The sequence below is a fragment of the Rhodococcus sp. KB6 genome, from assembly GCF_001445685.1.
GTDB classification, from domain to species: domain Bacteria; phylum Actinomycetota; class Actinomycetes; order Mycobacteriales; family Mycobacteriaceae; genus Rhodococcus_F; species Rhodococcus_F qingshengii.
In genome coordinates this window covers 748,956-761,378 of record NZ_LNAK01000134.1, presented here as the reverse complement: position 1 = coordinate 761,378, position 12,423 = coordinate 748,956, and the positions used below count along the sequence as shown (strand labels likewise).

At 60.7% G+C, this 12,423-nt stretch carries 12 protein-coding genes; 4 read left to right on the top strand and 8 right to left on the bottom strand.

Going from position 1 to position 12,423, the window contains the following annotated elements:
- The first annotated feature begins 26 nt into the window (after positions 1 to 26).
- On the top strand, positions 27 to 500 hold the full coding sequence (locus tag ASU23_RS23465) for a DUF5709 domain-containing protein (RefSeq protein ID WP_003945009.1): 474 nt from the start codon (positions 27 to 29) through the stop codon (positions 498 to 500).
- On the opposite strand, the gene ASU23_RS23460 is transcribed toward ASU23_RS23465, so the two are convergent.
- Positions 489 to 1,733: a diguanylate cyclase gene (locus ASU23_RS23460; RefSeq protein WP_253741443.1), complete on the bottom strand. Its 1,245-nt coding sequence runs from the start codon at positions 1,731 to 1,733 to the stop codon at positions 489 to 491. The genes ASU23_RS23465 and ASU23_RS23460 overlap by 12 nt on opposite strands.
- Before the next feature lie 409 nt (positions 1,734 to 2,142).
- Here ASU23_RS23460 and ASU23_RS23455 point away from each other — a divergent pair, with 409 nt between their 5' ends.
- Entirely contained in the window at positions 2,143 to 3,126 is a 984-nt protein-coding gene (locus ASU23_RS23455) for a hypothetical protein (RefSeq protein ID WP_058038792.1), read from the top strand.
- 7 nt (positions 3,127 to 3,133) lie between these two features.
- Here the strand turns inward: ASU23_RS23455 and galE are convergent, their stop codons facing one another.
- The 5 genes from galE to ASU23_RS23430 all read right to left on the bottom strand — a co-directional run bounded on the left by galE (position 3,134) and on the right by ASU23_RS23430 (position 8,530).
- On the bottom strand, positions 3,134 to 4,132 hold the full coding sequence (gene galE, locus ASU23_RS23450; RefSeq protein WP_047270556.1) for a UDP-glucose 4-epimerase GalE: 999 nt from the start codon (positions 4,130 to 4,132) through the stop codon (positions 3,134 to 3,136).
- Positions 4,129 to 5,259: a nucleotidyltransferase family protein gene (locus tag ASU23_RS23445; RefSeq protein ID WP_042450935.1), complete on the bottom strand. Its 1,131-nt coding sequence runs from the start codon at positions 5,257 to 5,259 to the stop codon at positions 4,129 to 4,131. Before ASU23_RS23445 ends, galE begins: the two co-directional genes overlap by 4 nt.
- Positions 5,238 to 6,059 carry a hypothetical protein gene (locus ASU23_RS23440; protein ID WP_042450933.1) on the bottom strand — a complete coding sequence of 274 codons (822 nt, stop codon included), beginning with the start codon at positions 6,057 to 6,059 and terminating at the stop codon, positions 5,238 to 5,240. Before ASU23_RS23440 ends, ASU23_RS23445 begins: the two co-directional genes overlap by 22 nt.
- Before the next feature lie 64 nt (positions 6,060 to 6,123).
- Positions 6,124 to 6,396 (bottom strand): PqqD family protein, encoded by a 273-nt coding sequence (locus ASU23_RS23435; protein WP_007732082.1) that lies wholly within the window; start codon positions 6,394 to 6,396, stop codon positions 6,124 to 6,126.
- A 46-nt stretch (positions 6,397 to 6,442) separates the two neighbouring features.
- Complete coding sequence (locus ASU23_RS23430; RefSeq protein ID WP_047270411.1) at positions 6,443 to 8,530, bottom strand: glycosyltransferase; 2,088 nt, start codon at positions 8,528 to 8,530, stop codon at positions 6,443 to 6,445.
- A gap of 52 nt (positions 8,531 to 8,582) precedes the next feature.
- Here ASU23_RS23430 and ASU23_RS23425 point away from each other — a divergent pair, with 52 nt between their 5' ends.
- The gene (locus ASU23_RS23425; RefSeq protein ID WP_058038791.1) at positions 8,583 to 8,828 is read left to right on the top strand and encodes a hypothetical protein; all 246 of its coding nucleotides are present in this window, start codon (positions 8,583 to 8,585) and stop codon (positions 8,826 to 8,828) included.
- Positions 8,829 to 9,279: 451 nt separating this feature from the next.
- Here the strand turns inward: ASU23_RS23425 and ASU23_RS23420 are convergent, their stop codons facing one another.
- Complete coding sequence (locus tag ASU23_RS23420; protein WP_082661450.1) at positions 9,280 to 10,077, bottom strand: metalloregulator ArsR/SmtB family transcription factor; 798 nt, start codon at positions 10,075 to 10,077, stop codon at positions 9,280 to 9,282.
- A gap of 411 nt (positions 10,078 to 10,488) precedes the next feature.
- Between ASU23_RS23420 and ASU23_RS23415 the strand changes: the two genes are divergently transcribed.
- Positions 10,489 to 11,904, top strand: coding sequence for an NAD(P)/FAD-dependent oxidoreductase (locus ASU23_RS23415; RefSeq protein WP_003944885.1), 1,416 nt, complete (start codon positions 10,489 to 10,491; stop codon positions 11,902 to 11,904).
- Between the two features lie 83 nt (positions 11,905 to 11,987).
- On the opposite strand, the gene ASU23_RS23410 is transcribed toward ASU23_RS23415, so the two are convergent.
- Positions 11,988 to 12,416 (bottom strand): PaaI family thioesterase, encoded by a 429-nt coding sequence (locus ASU23_RS23410; protein ID WP_003945020.1) that lies wholly within the window; start codon positions 12,414 to 12,416, stop codon positions 11,988 to 11,990.
- Positions 12,417 to 12,423: the final 7 nt, after the last annotated feature.

The following is a 12,423-nucleotide window of genomic DNA, read 5'->3' as shown; positions in this document are numbered from 1 at the left end:
GGTGTGCCCGTGGCATCGTTGATCGTATGAGCGACACGGATGACACCGGCGCGGCCGGCAATGGCGATTACAGTCTCGATCCCGACGACCAGCTTCAACCTGAAGACACTCTGATCGATCGAGGCGTCGACGACATTCTCGACGAGGGAATCTCACCACCGGAACGCCCACTGGGACTTGATGCCCACGGGTTGACCGGCAGCGAGGAATCAGCGGGGGAGACCCTCGACGAGCGCCTGGCCGAAGAAGAACCCGATCCGTACGCGTCGCTCGGAGATCCTTTGAAGGATCCCGCCGATGCCGACGAATTCGAACGGGAAGAAGAATTCCCGAACGGTGACGAAGTGGGTAACCGTCGGGTCGGGCGTCTCGTTGCCGAAGACGAGGGCAGATACGAGGACGAGGAAAGTGAACTCATTGCCGGAGACGTCGGAATCGACGGCGGCGCAGCGTCGGCAGAGGAAGCCGCGATGCATCTGATCGACGATTCAGAGGACTGAACGACCGCCTGACTGTTGTGGCTGTTGTAGCTGTTGATCGGTGAGAACGATGGAGTGGACGTGATTTCCACCCATTCTCTTGCTTTCGTACATCGCCGAATCGGCGAGGCGATGTAGATCGTGAACGCCACTTTCTGCTGCTTGTACGTCCGGCCAGGCGCCGTTGTGGATGGCTATGCCGATGCTTGTCGTCGAGATTGGTTCGCCTGTAGGGGAGTTCATGATGGGCGCGATCCGGGCCAGTAGATCGCCGACGTACGGCAACGGCATCATCTGAACGACGACGAACTCGTCACCGCCGATGCGCGCTATCGCCGCGTCCGATCTGGCCCAGTCGTGTAGTCGATAGGCCGTGCGCAGTATGACTCGGTCGCCGACGTCGTGACCGTAGGTGTCGTTGAAGTGTTTGAAATTGTCGATGTCGATCACCACCACCAGCAAGGACTGGTCGAGGCTGGATTTCGCTTGTAGTAATTCGGAAGTCCGCCGTGCGAGTCCGCGCCGATTCAGCAGGTCCGTCAACGGATCGAGTTCTGAGCTTTGAGCGTCGTTGCTCAGGAGCGCCAGAGCAATCTGCGTGACCACCGGTATGACAGTGATGACAGGAATGGCAAAGGCAATGCGTCCCAGGACGTCTGGAAGGCCAGAAGGTACATCGGTGAACACGCCGATGCTGGCAACAACGATGACCGCCCCGGAAAACAGCAGGTGCCACAGCTGAGTTCGAAGATTGTGAAAGAAGGCTATGTACGAGCCGACGAGCCCGAAGACGAGACATCCAAGCAATCTCTGATCCGGATTCGCCTCGGCCAGCACGATCACCGCAACAGCGAAGTCCCCGGCAACGACGAAGAAATACGACCTTTCACGGGTGGTCGCTATGACAGGCAAGGCAATTCCGCCGATCATCACAAGCACTGCGACGACGACGTCCAACGGAAATCCGATGGTCTGTACCGAATGAGTGCCCAGTCGCTTCAGCAGAATCGTGATACCCAGGAGGAAAACCAATACGCCGATGCCTATCCGAGTCGGCATGAGAATTCCGTTGTCGCGCAAGAATCGCGTGAATCGGTCAAACTGGTCTGGCACTGCGAGCCAGCGATGCACGACCTTGGGTGTGTCGCTCATCGCGGCCACTGACCATGAGAAGCGGCCGGTCGAATACAACACATGCGGCGATAGTAGTCCGTGGCGATGACAATGGAACTGAACTCGCCTCCAGCCTGTCAACCATAATACGTCACAGTGACGAATTGAGGTGGGGTAGCCGGGAAGTCGGTGAGACGTGTTTATCGGCATCAATCCACATCAGAGCACTTATTGGTCGTTCCTGATGTCCAGGTCGCGCGGCGTAGCCGCAGTCGCCGGCGAGGCCAGGCGGTGATCGGCAGCAATTCAGCCGGCGATCGCGGAGTCGCAATAGTCGAGTCGCGCAAGCCGGTCGCAGATCTCGGACGGAAACGCAGGAAAGCCGGCAAATGTACCGGCAGACAGACATAGGTGGGCGGAAACAAGGAAGGTTGCACGAACAAGGCGTGAGCCGGATATCGCCAGGTCGAGAATTTGCCGATAATCTACATTATGTCAAGTAATGGATATTCGAACGTCCCCCGTCAGCTTGTCCGCTAGCTTTACCCACATGGATTCCGTTGCACTCGTCCTCGGTTCACCACGTGGCCGTCGCTTCTGTGCGAACGTCGGTTACGCATGCCGCGCCGGCGCACGCACATCCGGTGGACACTGGCCTCAATCGCCGGACGATGCGCTCCAAGTTCTCGGCGCTGTTGATATCCGGGCAATCGGCGAGATGTCCGAACTCGAGATTCTGCACTGTCTTGCGTATGCCGTAGATTTTGCACGCTACTGGGAGCCGCCGGACGAAGAAGATCTGATCTTCGTCCGCCCTGAGGTGATCGCGGCATTGCGACCGATTGCCGAAGCACTACTCGACTCGCCACACACTGCCTGGTGGGCCGAGCCTGCTGACCTTCTGAACCAGAATCTGGTTGAAAAGCGAAACCCTATTTACGGCTGGTCGGACCTTCCCTTGCGGATTTACCGTGCAGAGGACGGCCTCGAACAGTGGCGTGCTGAGGCACTCGACTACGAACGCCGGTTTCTGGAATACCAGATCGAAGATCCGGACCGTCACATCGGAGGCGAATGGTGGTCTATCCCGTTTGCCAACGGCACAACCGAAACAACCAGGGCCCGCGACGGTATCGGGGCCCTCGGGGTGTTTCTCGAAGAAGACAGCTCCTCGAACGAGGCGCGGGTGCAGCCGGTAAGGATCTACGGCGCGCCCCGGATCTACGAGATCACCGGTCCGCAGGACTGGGCGAATCTGGTCGATACCTATCCCCTGCCAGTGCCCGCTTCACGTCGCTCCGTGTGGTACGACACGACCGGTGAATACCGTGACTGGTTCATTCCGGACTGGGTTTCGGTGTCCGCGGATTACGACGCCGTGCACCTGACCATGATGGCTTATCTGACCACGCCAGGTGTCGCGATCCCGTTTTCGGCCAACGCGGGGGCCACTGTGCTCGCCGGGTGGAATCCGGACGCCACCTTCTGGCTACGTAGCAACAACATCACCGTTGACGACGACCCGACGGGCTGACGTTCGGCTACACCGAGTTGAGCAGGTGCGGCCGCACTGCCAGCCACCGCGCGGTGTCCTCGATCCCCTGTTCCAGGGTGAATGTCGGAACCCACCCGAGTAGTCGCAACGCACGATCGTTCGACGCATAAGCGCCGGCAGTGTCACCGGTGCGTCGGCCGGCAGCGACCACGTCGATATCTTCACCGAGCACGTTCTCGAATGTGTGTACCAATTCCCACACCGTCGTCCCCCGCCCGCTGCCCAGATTGACCACAGTCATGCGTGATGATTCAGCGGTGACCCGGTCGAACCTTTCCAGTGCTCGAACATGAGCGTCTGCAAGGTCCCAGACATGAACGTAATCACGCACTCCGGATCCGTCGCGCGTCGGCCAATCCGTTCCCGTAACCCTGAAAGGCGTTCCTGTCGAATATGATTCGAACAGCTTTCCGAGTGCGTGGGTCGGGTGTGCCGATGGTGTACCACTTCGCAGCTCCGGATCTGCCCCGACCGGATTGAAGTAGCGTAGAGATATCGCCGATAATTCAGTGGCCGCCGCAATGTCGTCGAGCATCGTTTCGAACTGAGCCTTGCTGTGCGCATAGGGACTCTGCGGTGCGATCCCCCAGCGTTCGTCGACACACCCACCGTCGCTCGGCGCATACACCGCCGCAGAGGAACTGAACAAGAAGCGCTCACACCCGTTCCGAAGGACACTCGATACCAGCGTCAGCGACTTGGATACGTTGTTCTCGTAGTACCGTGCCGGGCTACTCACGGAATCTCCGACCACGATCAAGGCCGCACAGTGAACTGTCGCATCGATATCGGAATGATCTGCGAATACCTTGTCGAGCAGTTTCTCGTCCGCGATGTCGCCGCAGTAGAACGGGAATCTGTGCGCAAATTCGGCGCGGCCGGTCAGCAGGTTGTCGAGAATCACGACATCGATCCCGGCGTCGACGCACTTCGACGCTACGGTGCTTCCGATGAATCCCGCTCCGCCCGTGATCAGTACTTTCACGCCGCTCCCCCGGCATCTTCGACGGCAGTCCTCGCACGACGGACGAAGTGGGACACGCGTGAGCGGGCCAAGTCCCATCCACGTAGGTCGCGCCCGTCCCGGATGGAAAGCCGATCACGGTCGAGAAAGAGCGGCACCATGACCAGATCGCGGTAGAGCGAGTGCAGGCGTGGGCGATCCGCCAACCACAGCGTCCATCGCCACCACCAACGCGCCGAGATGGTCGTCATTCCGGTACTGACGCCGAAGATCGATTCCACCGCCGCCCAGTGGACGTTCACCGCCCGACGGACATCGCGTGGCAACTGGCGTCTGGAGAGCGTCACAGCGAGTTCCGGTTCGGAAGTGAGCAGGTACCCCACGTCGAAGACACTGTTCAACGACAAATCGGCTCGAATCAAGGCCCGATCGGCAAGCCGCGCGTGAGCGATGACGTGCAGCGTCACGTCGGCCATCGCAAGGCGGGATTCTTCCGCCTCCGCGCTGATTCCTCGGACTGCGGCCTCCCGGGTCAGCGCGTGACGGGCGAACCTCGGAAGTAAGTGCGAATGGATTTCGACGGAGCCATGACGGTCGTCGCGAAGGAGTGCCGGTTCCTGATGATCGTCGTGATCGATGGAGTCGGAGTCCACTTCGTCGGGGCGGACCATTCGGTAGCCGAAATCGAGGATCGCGTCGTTGGCCGGAACGGCATGTGCAGGGTCGACGACCAAAAGGTCGATGTCCGTCATCCGTCGAGCTGCCGGGTTCGGCCAGATTTTTCGCTCGAGAAGGGCGGCACCCTTCAGTGCAACCGTCGGAAATCCGTTGCTGTGTAACAACTCTTGCAGTTCCACTCGCTGCGCGTCGAGGTCCGAGATCCTTATGGTGTTTCGGTGATGGACAAGGCTCAGCGTCAATTCCGGACTCGATGCGGTGGCCGAGGATTCCGACAGCATTTCCGCGAAGCTCGCAGGTAGGACCGATGCGAAGCCGGCCTCGACCGCTCGGGAGGCGAGCAGCGGCAATACCTTGTGCCTTACAGCGGCGTCGATGACTCTGGGCCAATCCTGCTGCGAACACAAGCGGATGACGTCGGCCCCACACTCGGGTTTCAACATGGAAATCAGGTACCGGGTGTCACGCATGACGCCACCAGTTCCTCCACGGTGTCGGCGCCGGTATCGCCGTGATGTCGAATCAGTCTGTAGCACGGGGCATTCGAGAGTAGAGCAGCGATGTTTCTCAGGGTCAATCCGTGGTTGTCGGACCACAGTGCGGATTGCTCGGCTAGCGACTGTATCGCTTGGGGTACGGGCATCGGAGCGAGTCGAGTCGGCCCCTCGTCCCATCCATCGAGGATCAGCACCAGATCGATTCCGCGAACCGCCGAGCTGACGTTTCGTTCAGCAGGCAAGGTTGACGGGTCCAACGCCCACACCGGCGGGGCGTACGGAAGATACAGCGAATCGTGCGCTTTGATCTCCGGGAGGACGTCGAACGTACCGGCTTTGAGGTGGACCCGCCGTGGTAAGCCCACAGCTTCGGTACCACGAATGAAGACGCCTTCGTCAGCACGCAGTTGTGCACCCCGTAAGGCAAGGGCGAGCGCCAAGGTGGTCTTGCCCGCCCCGGAATGCCCGGCGATCGCCACTCTCACACCGTTGCAGTCGACCAGAGCGGCGTGCAGGCGTGTCCAATGTCGGGCGTGCGCGGCCGTCATGACATCCCGGTGCACCGTGCGGTACACGCTCTCCGCGAGCTGGAGACCGTCCAGACCGATCAGCGTTTCACGGCTGCCGCTGATGGTCGATTCGATGGTGACGTCCCAGCGACCGAATGTCGCTCGATTCCGCTGAATCCGAACTTCGACGTTGTTGTCCGCAGGCCACGGGCTGGCAATCCGATGCTCGACGACACCGACCTCGGGTATGCGGAAACCGCGCACAATCGCGTCAACCCAAAGGTAATGCGCCCGGAATTGTGGTACGTGGTTGCCTGTCACGGAATTCTCACACCAGCAGACGAGAGGTGCTCAGCTGTCCGTACGTCTCGTTGACTACCGACTTCGCCTCGTCGTCAGGGATCTCGAGCACTTCTGCCACGGCCTGGACAATTTCGCTGACGGTCCGGCCGTCACACAGTTCCCACACCAACGTCGCGACCGGGTTGAGGTGATGGGCAACCTCGCTGGAACTGTCGTACAGCACAACACCGTCGGTGAGATCGTTGCTCTCCACCGTCTGAGAGCGTTGCGGTCTCACACCTTCGAGTAGTTCGGTCAAGATATCTCCTTGATTCAGCGAATCCGATTTCGTTTCGGTGGTGGTCTCACAGTGCGAAGCGTCGTGAGTATTCGGATTCGATTGCGCCCGAACGAATCAGGCTGCGTGTGGAGGCGATGCCGGGCGACAGCGTCAGGCACGTGAGCGCTCCCCCGGCACTCGCATCCACCAGGTAGTCGCCCAGAGTTCGGTAGTGACCCGCCCATTGTCCGAATGCTTCGGGATCTGACTCCGGATCCGCAATCTCATCGAGAATTCGCTCGAAGGCGCGCGAATGTACGAGAACGGCGTGGACGCCACAGTTCTCAGGACTGGTGCGCAAGAGTGCCGAACCGTCGAGCAGAGCTCCGTCCCTCGATTTCGGGTCGTGTCCGAGGTGGACGACATCCCAATCGCCGTGATCCAACTCTTCGCGGGCATGGCCAAGGATCGATGCGGCGGCATCCAGCAAACTGACGTCGTCAGCAGCGATGAGGACCGAATCCCAGCCCTTCTCAGTCGCCCGAGCGAGCGCACGACGCCACGAGACGGTGAAGGCCGCGTCCTGATTCATCGCGTCCTCGAAAGCCGACACTCTTTCCACCGCTGTTACGCGCGGTAAGCGAATGAATCTATGCCAGGACGCTTTCCATCTGTCGATGTCAAGATCGAGATTCACGACGGCAACACCGAGGTCCGACTGAGAATCCTCGACAACGGGGTTGGGTTCTCCCCCTACTCGGACAGGCGACAGTGGGCGATCGAGCACAACGTCGACTGCGCCTCGCTCGAGCAGATAAGCCGCCAGTGAGAAGTCGGACGGCACGGGTCCGTTGATCCTTCGTGAGAGTTCGTCTCGCAAAGTTCCGTATGTCGCCGCGCGAACAATCAGTGCAGCTCCGACCAGATCTTCGCCGTGTGCGTGGATGACAGCCGTATCGGCTTCGGCGGGGAGGTCGTCGACGATGTTCCGTAGCTTGTACATAACCGCGGGTTCGATCACGCGCGCCTCGTCCAGAAAAACCACCGACTTCCAGCCCAGCAGAATTGCCTTGTCGAGTCCGGCGACGAACGCAGAGGCCGTCCTCCACCCATCCGGACCGTCGTCCTCCGCCGGAATGGCACGGTGAACGGTCAGTTCGATCGACTCGGCCTCCGCCAGGCATGAACGCCACGGAGCGACTCGGCCGTCGTCGCTGAGAACGACCACCCCACCGAAGACCAACTCGGGTCGCTGGACGCTCAGCTCGGCACGGTGACGAATCTCGGGATACGAATCACCGAGGTACCTGGAGAACTGACGATGGAGTGAGTCGAGATCCCATCCGACCTCACTCCAACCGAGCAGGTAATTGTGAACACGATCTTCCCAGTTTATTCGATACGGGACACCGGCCGGGCGCTCGAATCGATGGTGCCAACCAAATGTCGGAAGGCAGACGACCTTTCCGCCGTTGATCCGGAACTTCTCGTGGATGTATCCCTCTTCACCGCCGAATCCGGTGAAGTGCGAGTTCAATCCCGGCCATGCCTCACGCCTGCAGGCAAATGAGCCGAGGCCCTGCATGACGATCTCGAAAGGCACGTCAGGGTGTTGCTTCGCTCGCGGATCAACTCCCCACGAGCCGAACATCCCGTTGCGCCACTTGGGGTCCATGTGGGTGGCCGCGATGTGCGAGGAATCCTGGGAGAGCATCGGTCCCTGGATCAGATCGTCGGTTTCCGGGTCCGCATCGAAATACGCCAGCAACGCCGACAACGATCCCGGTGCCAAGATCACGTGAGAGTCGAGGACAAGGACATACTTTCCGGTGGCCTTGCGGAACAGGACGTCCCGCACCGCAGTCGATCGAACGTCGGTGAACGGGATGTAGCGGAACCGACCGATGTAACCGGCAAACGATTCGAGCATCGGCGCCGGCAACCCCTCGGGGTTGTTGTCCAACAAGACGAATTCGACTCTGTCCAGAACCTCGCGATGATGGACCAAGATCGAGTGGATCGTGAAGTACGCGCCGTCGAAATCGTCGTAGGTCGCGATAGCGACAGTCAGATCGGCCGGTTCTCCGTGTGGCGGAGTCTCCTTCACCTGAACCGACCCCGCGCTCTGAAACTTCTTCAGAGCGCGGTGTAGCGCGACGTCGAACTCTGTCATCGTCGGTGTTCCCCCTCGGAACCAGTCGCGTCGTGTCGGCTACGTAGGTTCCGTGGGATTCGTCGGCTGGGTCGGAGGGGTCGGGAAGGTCGGCTCGGTGCGAGTGGTCGGTACCGTCGGTACGGTTGGCACAGTCGGGACGGTCGGCTCCGTCGGCGCTGTCGGCCCGGTGGGCTTGGCGGTCGTCGTTCCACCCGAACCTGACGAGCTACCGGTTGATCCGGAACCTGTGGAACTTCCGGACGGTCCCGAACTTCCCGATGATCCGGGATTGCCCGGCTCGTTTCCGCCCGGCTGATTCCCTCCCGGAGTATTACCACCGGGCTGATTCCCGCCTGGTTGCTCGCCGCCTGGTTGATTCGGATTCTGCTGGCCACGACTTGGCGCTCCGGAAAGATTCGGCGTGTCACCGGCTGCGAAGGCCGGCGCCGCACCACCGAGGCTGATCGACGTCACGACTGGCACAGTTACCGCCGAGGCCGCTAGAACTGTCTTGACGAACTTGCGTCGATCAACTGGAACATTCTGAAAAGCGTCGCCGCCCATAGCGTTTCTCCCATGCGTCCGAGACGAGGTCGTCCTCACTCGATGTCGGGCAAAACGCTAGCATCCTTCTGGCAACTTTACAGACTGAACGCGCCGATATTTGACGGTTATGCGAATTTGAGTCCGGACTGGGCCGACTGTTCGGACAAACGTACGGCGATCTCCTCCTGTTCAGGGGACTCGTTTGTCCCGGTCGACAACCGTCAACCGACCGGCATCTCCCACGGCGCCACCGGAAGAGTATTTCCGGTCTCGAGGTAGGACTTCAGATTCGACAGCACCGCCGACCATCCGCCGGCCACCTCCATGCGAGCCGATTCGTCCGCCAAATCGGTGTGCTTGACGGTCAGTCGCACGATCGCGCCGAAGGCTTCGATGTCGAAACTCACCCGAGAGATGTCGACGCCCGGTTCGCCGTTCGGATCAGCCCAGGTGGTGACCAACCTCGACGGAGGGTTGCTCTCGACTACGGTGCCGACTACATCGGCAATGTTCGAACCGTCGATCCGGCGGTGCTCCCAGGTCGATCCCGGCTGCCAGTCGGAGACGTTGCTGTGTCCCCAATACTCTGCGGTGGCCTGTGCGTCGGTGAGCGCTTTCCAGACGTTGTCCGCCGTGCTCGCAATGTAGGTGACGTACACAAAACTGGGCTTGTCGGTCATGGCTTCCTCCGCGATTTTTTTGACGGTACTGAGCGCACGAAGGCGCGGTACCTCGAACTTGTTGATCCACCGCTCTCGAATCTCCTCGAGCGCAACGGGATTGAGATAGTGAAGCTTTGCCCTCCCCTGTCGGACCGTGCTGATCAGATTGGCGTCCTCGAGCATGGTGAGGTGTTGAGTGACAGCTTGCCGACTCATGTCGAGGCTGTCGCACAGCTCGCCGAGCGACTGACCGTTGGCTACGAACAAGCGGTCCAGGAGAAGCCTTCGTGTGGGATCGGCCAGTGCTTTGAAGGCTGCATTCATCCGGTCGTTCACAACTTCACAATATGCAAGCATTTACTTGCATGTCAACGGTTGGGCGTGCCGGGTTTCGAAAGTTGGGACAGATGAGGTGTGATGTCTCTAGGCAGATGTGATCTGAATCCCGGATTACACCGTAAGAGAGGTTGGGCACATGGACTGGGCAGCAATTGGAGTGGGTGTCGGGTATGCCTCGGTGGCCCTGTCGATCCTGGTTTTCGTCGGCGGGTGCATCGCACTGTTCATCTTGTCCGTCCGCCAGTAGCCGACACCTCGACAAAGTGGTGATCACCCCGGGGTCCGGCCAAGCCGATCACCTCGGGAGTGATCACCCTCGAGGCCGCTTGATCGATTCGGACACACCGGCGCGCGTCGAACTGCTCGCAGAGAAGCTCGGCCGCGGTGGGACTACCGTAGGACTGTCGCCTAGAACTCGAGGAGTACGGAATGAGCATCCAGTCGGTTGAACCGCACCGCCACCGCGTAGTGGTGATCGGTTCCGGCTTCGGAGGATTGTTCGGCACTCAGGCTCTCAAAAAAGCCGATGCCGACATCACGATGATCGCGCGTACAACCCACCATCTGTTTCAGCCGCTCCTCTATCAGGTTGCGACCGGCATCCTCTCGGTCGGTGACATCGCTCCCGCCACGAGACTGGTGCTGCGCAAGCAGAAGAACGCACAGGTACTGCTCGGTGAGGTCGAGACCATTGATCTCGAGAATCAGACCGTGACCTCGCGCCTGCTCGAACGCGTCACTGTTACGCCGTTCGACAGTCTGATCGTGGCAGCCGGTGCCGGTCAGTCGTACTTCGGCAACGACCAGTTCGCGGAGTTCGCCCCCGGAATGAAAACGATCGACGACGCCCTCGAACTGCGCGGACGAATCCTCGGGGCCTTCGAACAGGCCGAACTGTCGGACGATCCCGCCGAGCGTGCGCGCTTGCTCACCTTCGTCGTTGTCGGCGCCGGCCCCACCGGCGTGGAGTTGGCCGGGCAGATCGCCGAGCTTTCCCGTCGAACGCTGGACGGCGCGTTCCGCAAGATCGATCCTCGTGAAGCGCGCGTCGTGCTCCTCGACGGCGCCCCTGCCGTGTTGCCCGTGTACGGCGGGAAGCTCAGCCGCAAGGCTGCCGAGACGCTCGAGAAGCTCGGCGTCGAGATCCAGCTCGACGCGATGGTCACCGACGTGGACAACGACGGTCTGATCATCAAGGAGAAGGACGGCACGCTTCGCCGTATCGAGTCGCAGTGCAAGGTGTGGTCCGCCGGCGTGCAGGCCAGCCCCCTCGGCAAGCAGCTCGCAGAACAGAGCGGCGGAGAAACCGACCGCGCTGGCCGCGTCATGGTCAATCCCGACTTGTCTCTGCCCGGGCACCCCAACGTCTTTGTCATCGGCGACATGATGTCGCTCGACAAGCTGCCCGGATTGGCTCAGGTTGCCATGCAGGGTGGCAAGTACGCGGCCAAGCAGATCAAAGCGTCACTGGACGGCAAGTCCCCGTCGGAACGAGTTCCGTTCAAGTACTTCGACAAGGGCAGTATGGCAACGATCTCGCGCTTCAGCGCGGTAGCCAAGGTGGGCAAGCTCGAGATCAGCGGCTTCATCGGGTGGGTTGCCTGGCTGGCAATTCACCTCCTCTACCTCGTCGGATTCCGTTCCCGTGCCTCGACGCTGTTGTCATGGGCGGTGACGTTCTTCGGGCGTGGCCGTGCTCAGATGGCGTCCACCGAGCAGCAGGTCTTCGCGCGAAACGCGATGGGCGAATTGGAGAAGAAAAACAAGGAAGCGACGGAGTCCGGCAGCGCTTCGAATGGCGAAGCCAAGAAGGCTGCCGGCAAGCAGCAGAAGGCCGCCGGCTGATCAACACCTGAGTGACCGGCGGAGGGCGGCTGTGGAGTTCAACTCCACAGCTGCCCTCCGTCATTCGATCGACTGCCGTGTTGTCAGTTTCCGATCTTCGCCACCTCGGTGATGTTCGCGAGGCGAACCTGTCCCTTGGAAACGAGTCGGTCGTTCTCGTCGGTGATGCGAACTTCCCAGAGTTGCTGGGTGCGTCCGCGATGAATCGGGGTGGCTTCAGCGGTGAGAGTGCCCTCCCGCGTTGCGCGCAGGAAGTCGGTGTTGTTGTTGACTCCGACCACGTGTCCTCGCTCACCCAGCCACACGGTGCCACCGACGCTGGCGAGAGACTCCACCACCGAGCAGTACACACCCCCGTGCTGTATCCCGGCGGGCTGGTGCAGCGTGGGCTTGACGGTCCATTGCGCCCGCACGCGATCTGGGCTCAGTTCGGTGTATTCCAGGCCGATGGTGGCGTCGAAGCCCGTTCCGAGCCGTTTCATCATCTCTGCGGTCTCAGCAGTGTCGACCATGCCATCT

Bases quoted from the DNA above. Each gene is read 5' to 3' on its own strand.
- ASU23_RS23430 (WP_047270411.1), bottom strand. From the start codon at position 8,530: ATGACAGAGTTCGACGTCGCGCTACACCGCGCTCTGAAGAAGTTTCAG.
- ASU23_RS23410 (WP_003945020.1), bottom strand. From the start codon at position 12,416: ATGGTCGACACTGCTGAGACCGCAGAGATGATGAAACGGCTCGGAACG.
- ASU23_RS23420 (WP_082661450.1), bottom strand. From the start codon at position 10,077: ATGCTTGCATATTGTGAAGTTGTGAACGACCGGATGAATGCAGCCTTC.
- ASU23_RS23445 (WP_042450935.1), bottom strand. From the start codon at position 5,259: ATGCGTGACACCCGGTACCTGATTTCCATGTTGAAACCCGAGTGTGGG.
- ASU23_RS23455 (WP_058038792.1), top strand. From the start codon at position 2,143: ATGGATTCCGTTGCACTCGTCCTCGGTTCACCACGTGGCCGTCGCTTC.
- ASU23_RS23465 (WP_003945009.1), top strand. From the start codon at position 27: ATGAGCGACACGGATGACACCGGCGCGGCCGGCAATGGCGATTACAGT.
- ASU23_RS23415 (WP_003944885.1), top strand. From the start codon at position 10,489: ATGAGCATCCAGTCGGTTGAACCGCACCGCCACCGCGTAGTGGTGATC.